Origin of the sequence: Hymenobacter sp. J193, assembly GCF_024700075.1 — a bacterium.
In the GTDB taxonomy this organism is placed as follows: Bacteria; Bacteroidota; Bacteroidia; order Cytophagales; family Hymenobacteraceae; genus Hymenobacter.
In genome coordinates, this window is record NZ_JAJONE010000001.1 from 2,766,586 (window position 1) to 2,783,791 (window position 17,206).

At 60.4% G+C, this 17,206-nt stretch carries 8 protein-coding genes and 1 pseudogene; all 9 read right to left on the minus strand.

Annotation, left to right across the window (positions count from 1 at the left end; all coding sequences use genetic code 11):
* Positions 1-41: 41 nt before the first annotated feature.
* Positions 42-1,349 (minus strand): M28 family metallopeptidase, encoded by a 1,308-nt coding sequence (locus LRS06_RS12130; RefSeq protein ID WP_257871736.1) that lies wholly within the window; start codon positions 1,347-1,349, stop codon positions 42-44.
* An 8-nt stretch (positions 1,350-1,357) separates the two neighbouring features.
* Positions 1,358-1,762, minus strand: coding sequence for a VanZ family protein (locus LRS06_RS12135; protein WP_257871737.1), 405 nt, complete (start codon positions 1,760-1,762; stop codon positions 1,358-1,360).
* 9 nt (positions 1,763-1,771) lie between these two features.
* Positions 1,772-2,152 (minus strand): glycine cleavage system protein GcvH, encoded by a 381-nt coding sequence (gcvH, locus tag LRS06_RS12140; RefSeq protein WP_257871738.1) that lies wholly within the window; start codon positions 2,150-2,152, stop codon positions 1,772-1,774.
* A gap of 163 nt (positions 2,153-2,315) precedes the next feature.
* Entirely contained in the window at positions 2,316-9,611 is a 7,296-nt protein-coding gene (gene sprA / locus LRS06_RS12145) for a cell surface protein SprA (protein ID WP_257871739.1), read from the minus strand.
* A gap of 115 nt (positions 9,612-9,726) precedes the next feature.
* Entirely contained in the window at positions 9,727-10,332 is a 606-nt protein-coding gene (gene ruvA / locus LRS06_RS12150; RefSeq protein WP_196954035.1) for a Holliday junction branch migration protein RuvA, read from the minus strand.
* Between the two features lie 186 nt (positions 10,333-10,518).
* A pseudogene (locus LRS06_RS12155) lies at positions 10,519-12,794 on the minus strand (NADP-dependent malic enzyme).
* 154 nt (positions 12,795-12,948) lie between these two features.
* Complete coding sequence (locus LRS06_RS12160; RefSeq protein ID WP_257871740.1) at positions 12,949-13,551, minus strand: hypothetical protein; 603 nt, start codon at positions 13,549-13,551, stop codon at positions 12,949-12,951.
* Between the two features lie 164 nt (positions 13,552-13,715).
* A complete protein-coding gene (locus tag LRS06_RS12165; RefSeq protein ID WP_257871741.1) occupies positions 13,716-15,755 on the minus strand; it encodes a LysM peptidoglycan-binding domain-containing protein in 2,040 nt (679 codons plus the stop codon).
* Entirely contained in the window at positions 15,755-17,197 is a 1,443-nt protein-coding gene (gatA, locus tag LRS06_RS12170) for an Asp-tRNA(Asn)/Glu-tRNA(Gln) amidotransferase subunit GatA (RefSeq protein ID WP_257871742.1), read from the minus strand. Before gatA ends, LRS06_RS12165 begins: the two co-directional genes overlap by 1 nt.
* Between the last annotated feature and the right edge of the window lie 9 nt (positions 17,198-17,206).

Sequence of the window (17,206 nt, forward strand, 5' to 3'; positions counted from 1 at the left end):
GATATTCATCGGTTTGTTCCGGAATTGCTGCGTTTATATAGTTATATAGTCCGGCTGAGGCGCTGCAGGAATTGCCTGGCAAGGTTAACTAGTCGCGGAAAAGCAGTCAGCGGTAGGGCTTCGGCCTTATCATGCACATCGTGATAAGCAGCCGTGCCGCCGCGGGTATACCAGAAAAATGCTGGTACACCTTGTTCTGAAAACGGGAAGTGGTCGGAATTCGCGGCCCGTCCCCGGGCAGCAATAGAGCCTACACCTACGCCCGACGTATTAAGTTGCTGCAACAACTGATATTCCTGGGAGTGCACCTTGCCGTTTACCACCGTGATGCCCTCCTCCCCCGTGCCCACTAAGTCCAGATTAAGCAGGAAGCGAATAGAAGACAGGGGCATGGCAGGATTTGCCACAAAGTATTGGGAACCCAGCAGGCCGGCTTCTTCTCCGCTGAAGGCTATGAAGGCTACCGAGTAGCGCAGCCGATTAGCCGGCTGGGCAAAGTGCGCGGCTAGCTCCAACAGCATGGCAGTGCCGCTGGCATTGTCGTTGGCTCCGGGAAAATACGCGCGCCCGCCTAACTCACCGAGATGGTCGTAATGCGCTGTCACTACCAAGAAAGAGTCAGGAAAGGCGGTGCCGGGTACGTAGCCCAGCACATTCTGCGTCTGGTACACCTGCTGCAGGCGAGCCGTAACATCGAGCCGCACGTGCTGCGCCTGCGCTGGCCAGGCCTGAGTCCGTACCAGCAGCCGCACTTGTGTTGCCTGGTTGTCGGCTACCGAAGCGGTAAGCTTAGCCGCAGTCAGTGCAATACTGGCGCTGACTGCGGCCAGCTTTGCTTTAAACTCGGGCTCCTGCCGGAGGCGCGCCTCAATCCGCTGCTCGTATACGAGTGCTTTTTGCCGCAGGTCCTGTTGCAGGAACTGATTCCGAATTCTGGTCTGGGTGAAGGCGAGTGTATCGAAATACACAACCGCCAGCTCGCCCTGAAAGGAGCCAGATGTCGGGTGCGGGATGAAGTCGATGCCAGGCTGCAGAGCTTGCCGCCCAACGGACACTTTCAACGCTTCCGAAAATGTATTGACGGTAAGGGGGAATGGCTGCCGGTAATCGGGCTGCCAGGCTTGAAGTCCCAACTGGCGAAACCGTTTAGCTATGTATGCCGCAGCCCGCTGGTCGCCGTGATGGGTGTATCCGCGCCCGTGCAGCTTCGGGCTCGTAAGCACCGATATCGTACGTCGTACGCGGTCCATATCCTGCGCCGGGGCAGGTTGGGCCGCCAGCAGCGTTACTAGGGCACCGATTACCGCCGGAGAGCTACGAATAATCCTGAGCCTGTTGGCGCTATGCATCGAACCAGTTAATTAAGGCGTCGCATGGCAGCTTTGCTCATCAGCAGGCCAATGCTCATGCCGATGGCGTCGGAGAGGCCGTCGGTCCATTCGCCGTAGCGGCCAACGTGCATAGTGGTTTGCAGCACTTCGATAAGGAACCCAAAGGCTATGCCCGCCAGCAGGAGTACAATGAATGCATGCTGACGGAGCCAGGGCCAACGTTGCTGCCTTCGGGCGGAAAAATAGCTAAGCACGGCCAAAAGCCAGAAAACAGCGGCGTGAGCGGCCGTATCAAACGAAAGCAGCTCCCACCTGGGCTGCGGGGGCATCTGGTCGGCGGGCGTGAGCGTGAGCAGCAGAATGACAACCGCCCACGCTACGGGCAGCGCAACGTAGGCGCGGCGGCGTGGCGTGGGCGGAACCAGCGGCATTCGGAAAAACTAAGCGCCTACCAGCTCACCGTAAGCTTCGGCAGAGAGCAAGGCTTCCAGCTCGGCGGGGTTGCTGATCGAAATTTTTACCATCCAGCCGTCACCGTAGGGGTCGGAGTTCACCAGCTCGGGGCTGCTGTCGAGCTTATCATTGATTTCGAGTACGGTGCCGGAAATGGGGCTGAACAGGTCCGAAACCGTCTTAACCGCCTCAACCGTACCGAATACGTCGTTCTGGGCAACGTCCTTGTCAAGCGTGTCGATGTCAACGTACACGATGTCGCCAAGCTCCCGCTGGGCGTGGTCGGTGATGCCTACGTAGGCAACGTCGCCTTCAACACGAACCCACTCGTGTTCTTTGGTATACTGAAGGGTGGCCGGCAAATTCATAGAAGGGGAATTGAAGTAAGGGTTCTGACACAGCGACCGGAGGCCGCGCTCAAAAGTACGGGTTAAATCCTGGATTGGCTACCGTCAAAGTACACAAAGCTCTACGAAAAACGCCTTTCATCCCGGCAGATGAAAGGCGTTTCGTGCCCTGCGCAACGGTTGCTTACTGCGACAGGCTGTAGCGTAGCTGCACACCTCCCTCAGTGGCCGAGTTGCGGTAGCCGGCCGTACCGCGCGGTTCCGAAATTACCCGAGTGAAGTAAAACTGCAGGTTCAGGCGCTGATTGAGCACATAGTCGATAGTGGGGCGCAGCTGCACCTGTCGGTTGCCGTTCACGACCAGCCCACGTGGGTTGCCCAACAAGTTGGTGCTGTCGGCTACAATAGTGCGTTGCGTAGTCGTATTGTCGCGGATGGACAGGTCGAGGCGGACCGTGAGCTCATTGCGCAGAATACGCTGCTCACCCCCGATGCGGAAGGGCAGCTTCAGCTGGTTGGTCACGTAGCCAAAGCCAAACACCATTTCCTGGGTGTGTACTTCTGTAACCTGTGCCCCCGACGAAATATTCAGGGAAATCTGGCGGTCGGTGCGATACTCCGCGCGGCCCGTCACTTTCTCCAGCGTCTGGAAGTTCAGCCCGATCAGCGGCGACAGTCGCTCGATGATGCTGACCTGACCCAGCGTGTAGTAGGGCACGTACAAACCGTCCTGCACCACGGTAGGGAATTCCTCGGGTTTGCTGGGGTAGAGCGACGAGCTGTTGAAGCTGCTCACGTTGTACACCGATGAGTAGGCGTGCGTAAGCGAAACCGAGCGGAAGAACCGTTGCACGAAAGGCAGCTCGCCCAGCCCGTTGTAGTTGACGGTCCAGTTGGGCACCGGCAGTACGGAGAAGGGGTCAAACCCTTTGGCCTTGTATCCTTCCGACGAGCGGCCGCGGTACGCATCCAGGAAAGCCGGAATCAGTACGTCCTGGGAGTTGTAGCTGTATTTGGGGTTGGTGGCGTCGGTGGCGGCCACCAGTTTGTCACGCACAAATTTCCGGTTTTCGATGAACTGATTGAAGGCTTTGGAAACCGTGCTTTCCTTGCTCAAATCGCCAAACAAAGTGCCAATTGAGATAAAGGAGGCCGAGAAGGAGCCTGTTTCCAGGGGCAGCCGCGCGGCCAGCCCCCCGGTGGGTAGCTGGGTGTTTTCGTCGATGGCCAGCCGGTAGAAGCTCTCATTGTTGCGCACCGTCTGGCGACGCGCATCCAGCTGAATATTGAAGTCGCGGATGGGTTCCAGGCTGGTGCGCAGATTCAGGTCGGTGGTTTCGAGGTTGCTGAGTGGCGTGTTCAGGTACTGACTCTGTGGCGTGTACCAGCCCCGCGAGCTGGCCCGCTCATACAGGTCATCCAACTCGTACTGCTTGCCTAAGATGAACGGCACACCCGGGGCGCTGAACTCACCGTCGAGCCCAAAGAATTTGGTGCGGGGCAGATAGCCCGGCAGCAGGGTGCCCGCGCTGCGGGTATAGGTAAAGTTAAGACTGCGGGCCGTCATCAGGGAGCGGAGCACGGCTTTCACAAAGCGCAGCTCGGGCTTCTTGGCTGTGGTATCGGCTGGGGCAACGGGCGCCGTAGGGCTGCCGCCGCGACCCGGCGTTTTGGCATCGGGCTTGGCGGGGCGGGCAGGTGGCGGAGCGTTGTTGATAATGTTGAGGAAACGCACCTTATTGTAGAGCTTCACCAGGTCAATCTTGCCGTTGGCGCTTAGCTCGCTGTTGTTCTGCACCGTGTTGCCCAGGTTCAGGGTTCGGAGGCTGTCCAGCGGGTCAACCAGGGCAGTGGAAGCGGCCTGCCAGGTGTAGGTGGCCGCATAGCGCGCATCGGCCGAAATCCAGTCGGTGAGCGGAAACTTGTCCAGGGGCAGACGGTACGTAAGCGCCACTACCTGGTTGAAGTTGGTGGTGCGTCCGCCGCGCTTGATGTTTTCCCGAATCAGCGCCCGGTTGCTTTCTGCCTCGGGCGAGTTGCCGAGCGTGGCCCCGGGCCCTTCGTCAATTACACCGCGGTTGGTGGCCGTGTAGTCGAAGGCCAGACTCTTGGTCAGGTCCCACTTCAGGTCATAGATGCGGTTGAAGAAAAAGCTTTTCTGGAAAACGCCCTGCGCCACAGGCGTGGGCACCTGGCCGGGTTCCAGCGTCCGTTGCAGAAACCGCTCGTTGTAGCGCCGGTCGAGGTCGGCGCGGAAGGCAAAGCGGCTGGGCAGCGGCGTGAAGTTGATTTCCTTGAAAAACTTGAGGTAGGGCGAATCCAGCGCCTTCAGGTTGGCCAGCGGGGTGTAGTTCTTGGGCGTGGTCTGGTAGGTGTAGGCCAGGGCCCCGTTGTAGATGCGGGTGAAGTCCTTGTCGGTCTGGATATCGGTGTGCAGCTGCTCGGTGAGGGAGTAGCTCAGGGCAAAGTTCTCGATGTCGTAGGGCCGCACCTTTTTCTCGGGGTTGGTGCGCTCCTTCCGCATGTTCAGCACACTGATGCTACGGCTGCTGGTCTGGTCGATAACTTCCTTGCGGTAGTCGGCGCGCTCTTCGTTCGACTCAAACTTCTGCAGCGACTGTTCAAGCTTCACGTCGGGGTCGAGCGGGTCGTACAGCGGCGAGCGGGACTCGTGGCCGGCCTGCACCAGCACCGGAATGCGCAGCCCCAGCTTCTCGGGCAGCAGCTTGTCTACGGCCACGGTGGCGTTCAGGTCGCCGCGCACCACGTCGTCGAGGGAGCGTTGCTGCACGCGGTCCTGCAAGCCTCCGAAGCCGATGGACGTAAAGGAGCCGGTAGCCGTGATATTAGCCAGATCGGCCAGCTGGGTGTTGAAGCGGGCCGTAGCTGCCCAGCCGGAGGTACGGTCGAAGTCAAACACGCGCAGCTCATCAGCCCAGATGCACACCGACTGGTCGTTGCCGTTATCGGTGGGATTGAAGATGCCAATCATGACGCCCTGCACCGCCGAGAAGTCGGGGTTGCCCACCACCGTAATGGTGCGTCCGTCGGCCAGCTGCTTCACGTAAGGTGCCTGCCCCCCATTTTTATTACGCTCTACCTTTGCATCGATGAAATCCTGGAAAGCCACATCCACAATGTTCTGGGGGTTCCAGATCTGGTTTTCCGAGGTGCTGCCCGGGGCGGTTATCTTCAGCGGGAGCGAGTACTCGTAGTAGTTCTGGGTGTAGTCGGTGCCGATGCGGATGAAGCCGCGCACCTGGTCGTCGCGGGTGCCGGTTTCGCTTTGGGCGTGCAGGAACATGCGCAGGCGCTTGTAGCGGAGCATGTTGGTGCTCACGTTTTTGTAGGCCGCCTTGCCGTAGCCTTCACGCAGCCCTTCCACGCACAGGCGCAGGCTCTGCTCGTTCTGCTGGCGGTTCACGGTGCTGGAGCCGTATTCCTGGTCGCGCTTGATGCCGGGCGGCACCACGTAGGGAATAGCGTCGCTGCCGCCGGTGCCGGAAATACCGTTTTCCTCCACGCTCACCGTCGAAATGGTGAACAGGTCGGCGTCGGTGTCCGTGTTCACATTGGGCCGGCCGGGCTCGGCCACGGTGCCCAGGTAGCGGCGCCACTGGTTGGCCACAAACTGCATCTGCACGAAGCGTAGCACCGTAGGCTGCTGCCACTGGGTGAGGTACAGGCGCATAAACCGGATGCTCTTGAAGCCGAAGGGAAGCCCGTCGGTGGTGCCGCGCACGGCCGTGGGCTGGCGCACCGGAATGCGAAACTGGTACCACGTCACCACGTCGTTGTTGATGCGGTTGCTCACCTTATCCACAATGAAGTTCTGGCCTACTTCCAGCCCGCCGGGGCGGAGCGGAATCTTATACTCGTAGTATCGCTCCGTGTCCTGGATGATGTTGTCGCGGTTCAGGTCTTCCTTGTCGGGCAGGGGCGTGGAGCTTTGCTGGCTGTTCTCGGCCGAGTTGCCCTGCAGGCCGTTGTACTCCTTGTAGCGGCCCAGGATCTTCACGTCGCGCCCATCGGAGTTGTAGTAGTCGCTCAGGTGATGACGAAAGTTGTCGGCCGAGGGGTCGTCGGCGCTGGCCAGCGTCCCGAATTCGGGCTCGGCTTTTTCCTCGTCATCGTTCAGGCCATCGAGGCCCACGTCCTGCCGGTCGCGGCCGCCGTTGGCCGTCGAGAAGGCATCGGTCAGGAACTGCTGGCGGCTGACGCGGCCATACTTGGTTCTGTCGGTATCCTTGTTGGGGTCGCTGGGGTCGTCAGAAAGGCCGTTCTCAAACGCATAGCGGCCGTCTTTCAGCGCATCCTCCGAAATGGTACCCAGGTTCAGGTACAGCTCGCCGCCGGTGGTGTTTTCGGTGGGCTGGTTCTGGGAGTCGTTCACCTGGCCGTTCTTGCCTTTCAGAAACGGGTCCATCAGCCAGAACTCCAGGTACTCGATGTTGGCGTTGTCGAAGTCGGTGTCGAAGGTGATTTCCCGGCTGATGCCTGCAAAGTTGCCCGGAGCGGTGCCGGCGGGCAAGGTGCGGCCGTCAGGGCCTGTTTGCGGGTTATAATTGTAGGGGCCACGCTCCGTGGGGAAGTACGCCAGGTCCAGGGGGTATTCGTAGCCGTTGCCCACGGTGCCCACGTCGCGGTTCGGGAAGATTTCCTTGCGCTGCACGCCGCGGGTGTAATGGTTCAGCAGGTCGTCGGCCGTGATGTTGTTGGGCCGGCTGGAACCGTTGTTGTAGTAGCTCTGGTCTACGCTGTACCAGGCCAGCTTGGCACGGCGGTAGTTGGCGGCCAGGTCGATGGTGCTGCTGTTGCCCAGTATAGGTAAAGGCGTGGCCGCCATCCGCCAGGCCGTGAGTGAGCTGACGCCGCCCGTGAGCGTGTAGGGCGTGCGGGCCGCTTCAAAGTCGTCGATGTAGGATACGCCGTTTTCGCCCCGACCCAGCTGGGTTTTGCCGGGCACCAGCTTGGCAAACTCCCCGCTGAACGCCACCGTGGACGGGGCCTTGGTCGAAATCAGCGGCAGCATGTCGAGGTAGCGCGTGAGGGCGCGGGACTCGCGGCGCAGGTTCACGTCAAGGCCGTAGATGGTGTTGTTGCCAGGCTCATCGCCGATGTTCACGCGGTTGATGCCGGGCGCCTGGTTTTCCAGCAAGTGCAGCACCGTCGCGCCAAAGTTGATGTCGTCGTTGAGGCGGTAGTCGAAGCGGGCACCGAGCAGGCTGCGCGGCTGCACCTGCACCAGCGCGTCCTTCTCAAAGGTCACGCGCAGCTCGTTGGCCGCGTTCAGGTAGGCCGGGTTCAGCACTTTTACCTTGGCCTGATCGTAGAACACCTGGTAGTCGGTGCCCTCCGTGAGCAGCGTACTACCGGCGTACACCCGCACCGAGCCCTCCGCCACCCGAATGCCGGGCAGGTTGATTTCGTCGGACGACGTAGCCTGGTAGCGGCCCGTGAGGAAGAACTTGTCCTTTTCCTGGCGCTGTTGCGCGTCGCTCTGCACCTGGTCGTAGAGCTCCTGGTACACGTACTTGTCTACCAAGTCGCGCTCGGCCACGGTGTCGAACTTCGATTTCAGGTAGCGGCCAAACGGCTCCACCTGCGGGAAGATGATGCGGCCCTGCTCCGGGTCGATGGTGATGCCCGGCAGAAAGTCGAAGTTGCCGTCGGAGGGCCGGTCGTTGTTGGCGTTGGCATTGTCGAGGTTGAACACCTGCACCAGCGGCACGTTGGCGGTCTGCTGTCCTTCCTTCAGGGAAAGCAAATCCACGCCCGTGGCGTCGTCTTTGTAGATGATGTCGAGGCGGAACTGGTCACGGTTGAGCTGGGTGGCGTTCAGGGAGTAGATGTTTTTCATCATCAAATCCCAGGTGGGGTACTGCAGAGCCGGGTTGGTGCTTTTCAGCATCTTCAGGAAAATTACTTGGTCTTCCTGCACGCCGGCGGAATAGGAGCCCGCCGTTTCGCCTACCCGGTACGACTTGCCGTTGTAGGTGTACTCGTAGGAAACCCCCAGCACCTGCTCAGGCAGGAGCTGCGTGTTCAGCGAGAGGTAGCCCAGCTGCTCGTTGAAGGTGTATTCGCGCGGGTCGAGCTTGCGGGCCCGTACGTGCTCAAAGTCCACGTTCTTCACCAGGCCCCGGCCCGCCAGCGCCGCATCAACCCCGAGGTTTTCGCGGCTGCCTTTCACCAACTCGTATTCCTGATTGGCGGCGTTATCGGCCGGGGTGCGCGTGGTGCCGGTGGGGGGGAACTGGTCGCGGCGGAATACTACGCGGGGCTCGGCCAGGTCCATCAGGGCTACCACGTTGCGCAGGTTCTCGGTGGTACGGTTGTCGTTGGTCACGTACACCTCCAGGTAGCGGATCTGGATGCCCGACTGCACCGTGGGCAGGTTGCGCAGGGAGGCGTCGTACCGGTCGCGGAAAAACTGCGACAGAAAGAAGTGCCGGTCCTTCTCGTACTGGCTGGCTTTTATTTCGAAAGGCCGGCTCTGGCCGCCGTTGGAAATGCGCACCTCGTCGGCCTGGCCGCGCAGGGTGGAGGCCACAGCTGTAACGGACAACTTGCCGAACTGCAGCTGAGTTTTGGCCCCAAACAGGTTTTGCCCACCCTGAATAAGGGAGTTGTTGAGCGGCAAACTCACGTTGCCCAGCTCTACCTTGCGGATAATGTCCGTATCGAAGCCCGTGAAATCGAGCTTCATGTTGTTTTCAAAGTCGAAGGCAGCCTTCGTGTCGTAGTTGAGCGTCACCCGCATCTTCTCCCCGATCTGGCCGGTGAGGTTCAGGTTCATGTTCTGCTCGAAGTTGAAGTCGCCGGTTTTCTGCTGGCGCAGGGTAAGCGTAGGGTTGCGGTTGCGGTTGAACTTGGCCCCGGCCCGCACCGTCACCGACCCATTGGGCCGGATATCCACGTAGTTGCCACCGAAAATGCGGTTGGCAGCCGGTCCCAGGTAAATCTTCGGAATCAGGCGCTGGGCTACGGCGGGCGAACCGGCTTCCCCGGCCACGCCCCCGGCCGCCCGGTTACGGAAGTAGTTGCGGATCGTCTGGTCCTGCTGCCAGCGCGAGTATTCCTCAAACGACATCCGGGTAGGGTCGCGGAAATCAATGTCCGAACCTACGCGCTCCGACACGTCCACGCCCTGCAGGCTGTCGTCCACGGTCACGTTCAGGTTTACGTTGGGCGGCAGATCCAGCAGCAGCGGCGACTCGCGGCGCTGCGGACTCAGGCGGTTACCGGCGCGGTCTTCGGGCGCTACTTTGGGGCGGCGGCTGGGCCGGTAGCGGGTAGTGTCGGTGGGAGCAGTGCGAGGGGTATCAGGCAACCAGGCCAGGCTTCCGGCCGTACTACGCCAGGATGCCCACTGCAGCCCGAACGCACGGCTGCCCGTAGCGCCCGACTGCGACCACCACGCCAGCAACGACGCTACGACCAAAGAAACAGTAGTGAAGGTCTTCTTACCGGTATTCAAGCGGGGTAAGCGTCAAGCCGCAAGCCACAAGCCGCAAGCTGATGAGTAAAGATATGGATGGCACAGGCGGTTTGCTTCCCGGTAGAAGGCGTACGGCTTGCCGCCGGCCGCTCAGCTAATGGGACTTAAGAGCAAATTTAATTAATTCTTCCACGCTCAGGTCGTTGCCGTGGCGGTTCTGAATCTGGTCGAGGGTTTTCTCGGCGGCAGCCCGCGCAAAGCCCAGCGTTACCAGCGCTGCTAACGCTTCGCTGCGGTTTGTATTGTGTGCCTTGGCCAGCGGCACGGTGTCGATGCCGGCTTTGGCCAGCAGCTCATCCTTACGCAGCTTGTCCTTGAGCTCCAGCACCACACGCTGCGCCGTTTTCGGCCCCACGCCCTTGATGCTCTGGATAGCGCGCACGTCTTCCTGCACAATGGCCTGGCGGATTTCGCCCACCGACATCGACGACACCATCACGATGCCCGTGCCCGGACCGATGCCCGACACCGAAATCAGCTGCATGAATAAGGCTTTTTCGTTGGGGTCCAGAAAGCCGTAGAGCGTCTGCCCGTCTTCCTTGATATGCTGATACGTATAAAGCTTGGCTTTTTCGCCCTCGGCCGGCAGCTTGGAGTAGGTAGCCAGGGAAATCCGGACTTCGTAGCCAATGCCGTGCACGTCGAGAATAGCTAGTGCGTGGTCTTTGTAGGCGAGTTTACCGTCGATGTAGGCAATCATAGAAACATGGCACGAAGCCGGGCTTCGCGTTGGGTGGAAGAGGAAGAACTCAGGTCTTGCTGAACAGTGCGCAGGCGGTTTTCTATCCCAATCTACTGAGGATTTCCGCTAAAAAACTGTAGCGGGCCTGAGCACTAAGTAAATGGCGGGCTGCCCACCGGGAAGCCGGCAGCCCGCCACCCAAACTTACAGCCCTTTGCCGCCCGCTTTTTGCGCGTCGACCACCGCAATGGCAGCCATATTCACGATTTCGCGCACCGAGGCGCCCAGCTGCAGAATGTGCACCGGCTTGCGCATGCCCATCAGCACCGGCCCGATTACCTCCGCACCGCCGATTTCCTGAATAACCTTGTAGGCAATGTTGCCGCTGATAACGTTCGGGAAAATGAGCGTGTTGGCCCCGCCTTTGTCGGCGAGTTCCGAGAAGGGATACTGCTCCTGCAGCAACTCCGGGTTCAGCGCGGTGTTGGCTTGCATTTCCCCATCCAGAATCAGCTCGGGGTAGCACTGCTTGGCCAGTTCCGTGGCGCGGCGGGCCTTGTCGGGAAGTGCGCCGGGGTTGGAGCCGAAGTTGGAGTAGCTGATAACGGCCACCCGCGGCTCCGTATCGAAAAAGCGCACGGCGTTGGCCGTGAGGCCGATGATGTCCACCATTTCCTCGGCCGTGGGGTCAATGTTCACAGTGGTATCGGCGAAGAAGAACGGGCCTTTCTTGTGCTGGATGATGTACATGGAGGCAACTCGCTTCACGCCCTCAGCCACGCCAATAGCCTGCAGCGACGGCACAATGCTCTTGCCGTAGTCCTTGCTCAGACCCGTAATAAAGGCGTCGGCCTCGCCGGTTTCCAGCATCATGGACCCGTAGTAGTTCCGCTCGCGCAACAGGCGGCGGCCTTCGTAGCGCGTCATGCCCCGGCGCTGGCGCTTCTGGTAGAGCAGTTCCGCGAACTGCTCCCGCTTGGCATCTTCGTGCAGGATGTCGATGATTTCGCAGCCTTCCAGGTCCAGGTTGTTTTCGGCGGCCAGGCGCGCAATCTTGTTGTGGTTGCCTAGCAGAATGGGTTGGGCAATGCCTTCGTCCTGGAGAATCTGCGCCGCTTTGAGGATTTTATACGTGTCGCCCTCGGCAAATACCACGCGCTTGGGGTTGCTCTTGGCCGCGTTGGTGATGCGGTTCATCAGCTTCTGGTTTACGCCCAGGCGGCTGCGCAACTCATCCTCGTAGGCCAGCCAGTCGGTGATGTGCACGCGGGCAATGCCACTGTCCATAGCTGCTTTAGCTACGGCCGGGCTAATAGCCGTAATCAGACGTGGGTCCAGGGGCTTGGGAATCAGATACGTACGACCAAAGCTCAGGGTATTGTCGCCGTAGGCGCGGTTCACCATGTCCGGCACGGGCTCCTTGGCCAGGTCGGAAAGGGCCCGCACGGCAGCCAGCTTCATAGCTTCGTTGATGCCCGTGGCCCGCACATCCAGCGCCCCCGAAAAATGTAGGGGAAGCCCAGCACGTTATTCACCTGGTTGGGGTGGTCGGAGCGGCCAGTAGCCATGATGATGTCCGGGCGCGTGGCCATAGCCACCTCATAAGCAATTTCCGGGTCGGGGTTGGCCAGCGCAAATACGATGGGGTCGGCGGCCATCTTCAGCAGCAGCTCCGCCGGCAGCACGTTGGCCGCCGAGAGGCCCAGGAATACGTCGGCACCTTCCATGGCTTCGGCCAGGGTGGTAATCGGGCGGGTGGTGGCAAAGCGTAGCTGCAGCGGGGCTAGGTCGGTGCGGCCGGGGTGAATGATGCCGTCCTTGTCGAACACCACCACGTTTTCCAGCTGCAGGCCCAGCTCCAGGTACAGGCGCAGGCAGCTGATGGCCGCCGCTCCCGCACCGCTCACTACAACTTTTACTTCCTCAATCTTCTTGCCCACCACTTCCAGCGCGTTCAGCAAGGCCGCCGATGAAATAATGGCCGTGCCGTGCTGGTCGTCGTGCATCAGCGGAATGTTCACCTTCTCGCGCAACTCCGTTTCGATGCGGAAGCACTCCGGCGCCTTGATGTCTTCGAGGTTGATGCCGCCGAAGGTGGGCTCCAGCGCCTTCACAATGCGAATGAACTCGTCGGGGTCAGTTGCGTCAATTTCAATATCAAAGCAGTCGATGCCCGCAAATTTTTTGAAGAGTACGCCTTTGCCCTCCATTACCGGCTTGCTGGCTTCGGGGCCGATGTTGCCCAAGCCCAGCACGGCCGTACCGTTGCTGATAACGGCCACCAGATTGCCCTTGGCGGTGTACTTGTACACGGCGTCTTTATCGGCCGCAATTTCCTTGCAGGGCTCCGCCACCCCGGGGGAGTAGGCCAGCGCTAGGTCCAACTGTGTGCTGACGGGCTTGGTGGGTACTACTTCAATTTTGCCGGCCGGGCTCTGGGAGTGATAATCGAGGGCCTCTTGCTTGTTGATTTTGAGCATGGGTGTGCAGTACTAGGTGGTGCCCGCACCGCGGGGTAACAGGCAAGTTGGGGCGAAAACCGCCGGAATCAAAGTTTGTGCGGCATGCAGCGTACGCACAAGCGCCCCGAACCGCGAACGGCCGGGGCGCTTGTCTTGAAAGATGAAGCCGGGATTATTCTATTGACAGGTCAGTAAATGAGCCCCACAACGTCAGGTCACACCGTTCTTTGTCGGTAGGGTCCCAGGAAGTATCATTTGGGTCAGAAATGTTTTTCATGCGCAACTCATAGCTGCCACTCAGCAGGTGGCGCTTGGCATCGTAGGCTGTGACGGTCAGCTGCCCACTCATGCCGGAATTGTTGCTGTCGTAGATGCTGGCCGAAATGTTGCCGGGCTTGTTTTCCCGGTAGTACACGTACCGTACCTCAGCTGCCCCGGCCTCCGGATTCGGCATCGACTTCAGCGAGTAGGTGCCAACGATACTGGCATTAAGCTGGCTGCGCTCTACGGTGAAGTTTACCGCGTCCCGGCCTTCTTTGGCATCGAAGTGCACATACAGCAGCTCATCATTCAGGATAGCCTGATGCTGAACGTACCCCGACGGGTAGCTGATGGCCGTGGTGACGTTTGGGGCGGGATAGTGAATGCTGCTGCCCATGGTAAAGGTGGCAACAGGAGCGTGCACCTCGGGTTCAGGCTCGTTCTCGTGGGAGTCACAAGCCGCCACTCCCAGAAGGAGAGCAGCGGCCAGGACGAAGTGGGTTGTCGTTTTCATAGCAGGTAGAAAAGAGTGTGGAAAGGAGCTTTACAAGCTTCGTGCCTTTTTTCAGGAAAAAGTTCCCTGGGCAGTCGTCTTTTTTTGTTTCCACAAATTTCTCCAAAGAAAATGGGAGGACCACGCAGGTAGCCCTCCCATAATCGTGTGAATTGCCGTTGAAACTAGCCCTGCACTATCAGTTTCTGCCCCGGCTTTACTTCGTCGGACGTCAGGTTGTTGAGCTTACGAAGCTGGTCCACTGTCACGCCCTGATAGCGGCGGGAGATATTGTACAACGTGTCGCCGGGCTGCACCAGATGCACGCGGGGCGCAGTCAATGCAGGTTTAGTTGGGCGCTTCGTAAGGGCCTGGGCTGCTACCGGGCGTGCTTCTGCTACGGTGGGGGCATCAGCCGGGGCACGTAGCGTGAGCTTCTGGCCGGGCACTACCTGGTTGGAGCCTAGCTGGTTCCAGGCCGTGAGCTGAGCCACCGTCAGGTTCTGCTCGCGGGCGATTTTGGTGAGGTAGTCACCTTTACGCACCACGTACTCAGTGAGTGCGGGCCGGTCGTCGTCAGATAAGCCAGAAGCCACTTGAGGTGGCAGCTCCGGCTGGGGCTCGGCTTGCTCAGCGGCCGCTGGAGCTGCCGGGCGCGGCTGACGAGTAGGCTTGGGCGCGGGCTTTTTCGCGGCTACGGGCGCTGAAACGCGGGCAACAACCGGCTTCGTATCTTCGGCTGCAGCCGCAACTGATTCCGCAGCTTCTGGCGCAACGGCAACCTGCTCAGCAGGTACGGCAGAAACAGTTGCTCCAGCAGGCTTGGTTTCTGCAGCTACCGTCGGTAGTTTTTTGGGTACATCCGGCCGGGCCACTGCTACAGCAGGAGCTGCTTCAGCGGCTACGGGCACGTAGACGAAGATCTGCTGGCGGGGCGTCAGGTTCTGGCCGCGGCGCAGTTTGTTCCAGCGACGGATCTGGCTGGGGTCCACATCGTAGCGGGCGGCCACGCTGGCCACCGTTTCACCCCGGCGCACGGTATGCTGGGCCCGGCGGTAGCGCGGCTTCTCAGGTGCCGGCGGGGCGGCAGCAGCCACGGCCGTCTGGGTTGAGTCGGGTGGGGGCAGAAGTGGACTGACGGGCACCAGCGGAGCCGGGGGCGGCAGCGTCACTTTGCAAAAATCCAGCAAGGCTGTGCGGTCCTGCAGAGCCAACTCGGGGCGGATGCAGGCCGGAATCTGCAGCGGATAGTTATGAAACGTCTCCGGTAGATAGTGTTTGCGCAGCTCCGGGTTGTAGCTCAGCAAAGCCGTAGAATCCAGCCCGAACGACTTCGAGAGCTTATACAAATCCAGCGACCGGCCCGAAATCAGCAGCGTGTCCATCGGCTCCGGGTAGCGGTAGTTCAGGGACGCATCGTGCAAGTTGTGCTCCTTGGCGTAGTTGAGCGTGTACAGAATGGCCGTGAACGTGGGCACGTAGTCGCGCGTTTCCTTGGGCAGGTACTTGTAAATAGCCCAGAAATTGCGCTGCCCGCCGGCCCGCCGGATGGCTTTGTTGATGTTGCCCGAGCCGTAGTTGTAGGCTGCCAGGGCCAGCTCCCAGTCGCCGAAATAACGGTGCAGGTCGCGCAGGAACTTGCAGGCGGCCTCCGTCGATTTTTCCGGGTTCATGCGCTCATCAATGAACTCGTCGCGGCGCAGGCGCAGGTCGTTGGCCGTGGGGCCCATAAACTGCCACAAGCCCAGGGCGCCCACGCGGGAGCGGGCCTGGGGCAGCAGAGCCGACTCTACCACGGCCAGGTATTTCAGGTCCTGGGGCAGACGGTACTTGGCCAGGTATTTCTCGAACAGCGGGAAATACAGGTTCTGCCGCTCCAGCACCCGCTGCGTGTACTTGCGGTTGCGCACCGTGAAGTAGTTCACGAAGGCCATAACCGTGTTGTTGAACACCAGCGGCATTTCCGACTCGTAGCAGCCAATCCGGTCGGCTACCAGGTCGCGCATTTCGGGCGGGGTCTGAAGCCACACCAGCCGGGCGGAGTCAGGCGAAAAGGCCGGCTCGGCCACCAGCGAATCGACGCGGAGCAGCTGTTGCCGGGCCAGAAGCGTGTCATTGGCACTTACCTGTTCAGGCTGTAGCCCGGGCTCGGTTTGAGCCAGGGCGGGGCGGGCTGCAGAAGCCAGCAGTAACAGTAGAGCAGGGGTGCGCAACGATTTTTTCATCAGGACACAGTTGGCGTGACGGTTTCCGTGACGGATTTGGCAAATGCCAGCAACTGCTCTTCGCGGAAAGCTCCGCTCAGAATCTGCAGCCCAATGGGCAGGCCGGCGCTGTCTTCACCATTCGGCACCGATACGGCCGGAACCCCCGCCAATGATGCCTGAACGGTAAAGATATCAGCAAGATACATAGCCAGCGTGTCTTTGTTTACATCACCGATGCGAAAAGCCGTGGTAGGCGTAGCCGGCAGCACCAGGAAGTCATACTGGCGCAACAGCTCGTCGGTGGTATCCTTTATAAGCCGCCGTACGCGCTGGGCCTTGGTGTAGTAAGCGTCGTAGTAGCTGGCGCTGAGCACGAAGGTTCCCAGCAGGATGCGGCGCTGCACTTCGGGTCCGAAGCCCTGGGCGCGGGTTTTCTTGTAGAGCGACTCCAGATCGGTAGCATCAGGGGCGCGGTAGCCGTACTTCACCCCGTCGAAGCGGCTCAGGTTGGAGCTGGCTTCGGCAGTGGTCAGAATGTAGTACGTGGGCACAATAAAGTCGAGGTAGGGGAAATCCACGGCTTCTACCACGTGGCCCTGGGCGCGAAACTGCTCCAGCGCGTTTTCGGTGGCCTGCTTGATTTCCGCATTCAGGCCCGGCCGCTCCAGGCAGTCCTTAATGTAGCCGATGCGGTAGTGCGGGGCGGGCTCCAGCTGCTGGCTGTAGGCGGGCACCTCGCGCTGGCTGGCCGTACTGTCGAAGTTGTCGGGACCGGCCATTACCTCTAGCAGCAGGGCCGCATCGTCCACGGAGCGCGTGAGCGTGCCAATCTGGTCGAACGAGGAGGCATAGGCCACCAGACCGTAGCGGGAAATGCGCGAGTACGTAGGCTTAAACCCGATAATCCCGCAGAAAGCCGCCGGCTGGCGCACGGAGCCGCCCGTGTCGGAGCCGATGGAGGCCAGACACATATCCGCCTGCACCGCCACGGCCGAGCCGCCGGAGGAGCCCCCGGGCACGCGGTCCGTATCGATTTCGTTGCGGGCCGGTCCGAAGTACGACGTTTCATTGGAAGCACCCATGGCAAACTCGTCGCAGTTCTGGCGGCCGATGAGGATGGCGTCCTCATCCAGCAAACGCTGCACCGCCGAAGCCGTGAACAACGAGCGGAAACCGTCGAGGATATGGCTGCTGCTCTGGAGCGCGTGCCCCTTGTAAGCCAGCACGTCCTTCAGGCCGATGACCATACCGGCCAGCTTACCAGCCGTACCGTCGGCCAGCTTGGCGTCTACGGCCTCGGCCTGGGCGCGGGCTTCTTCGGGCCACACTTCCAGGAAGGCATTGAGCCGGGCATTTTTCTGCTGGATGTTATCCAGATAATACTCCACGAGCTGACGGCAGGTCGTAGTGCCTGCCGTCAGCTCGTGGCGAACTTCCGTGAGGGAGTTGAAGCGTCTCAAGACGAAAAG

What these genes read in the sequence shown, in the direction of transcription:
- LRS06_RS12130 (WP_257871736.1), bottom strand. Translation starts at nt 1,349, where the DNA reads ATGCATAGCGCCAACAGGCTCAGGATTATTCGTAGCTCTCCGGCGGTA.
- LRS06_RS12135 (WP_257871737.1), bottom strand. Translation starts at nt 1,762, where the DNA reads ATGCCGCTGGTTCCGCCCACGCCACGCCGCCGCGCCTACGTTGCGCTG.
- gcvH (WP_257871738.1), bottom strand. Translation starts at nt 2,152, where the DNA reads ATGAATTTGCCGGCCACCCTTCAGTATACCAAAGAACACGAGTGGGTT.
- ruvA (WP_196954035.1), bottom strand. Translation starts at nt 10,332, where the DNA reads ATGATTGCCTACATCGACGGTAAACTCGCCTACAAAGACCACGCACTA.
- LRS06_RS12160 (WP_257871740.1), bottom strand. Translation starts at nt 13,551, where the DNA reads ATGAAAACGACAACCCACTTCGTCCTGGCCGCTGCTCTCCTTCTGGGA.
- LRS06_RS12165 (WP_257871741.1), bottom strand. Translation starts at nt 15,755, where the DNA reads ATGAAAAAATCGTTGCGCACCCCTGCTCTACTGTTACTGCTGGCTTCT.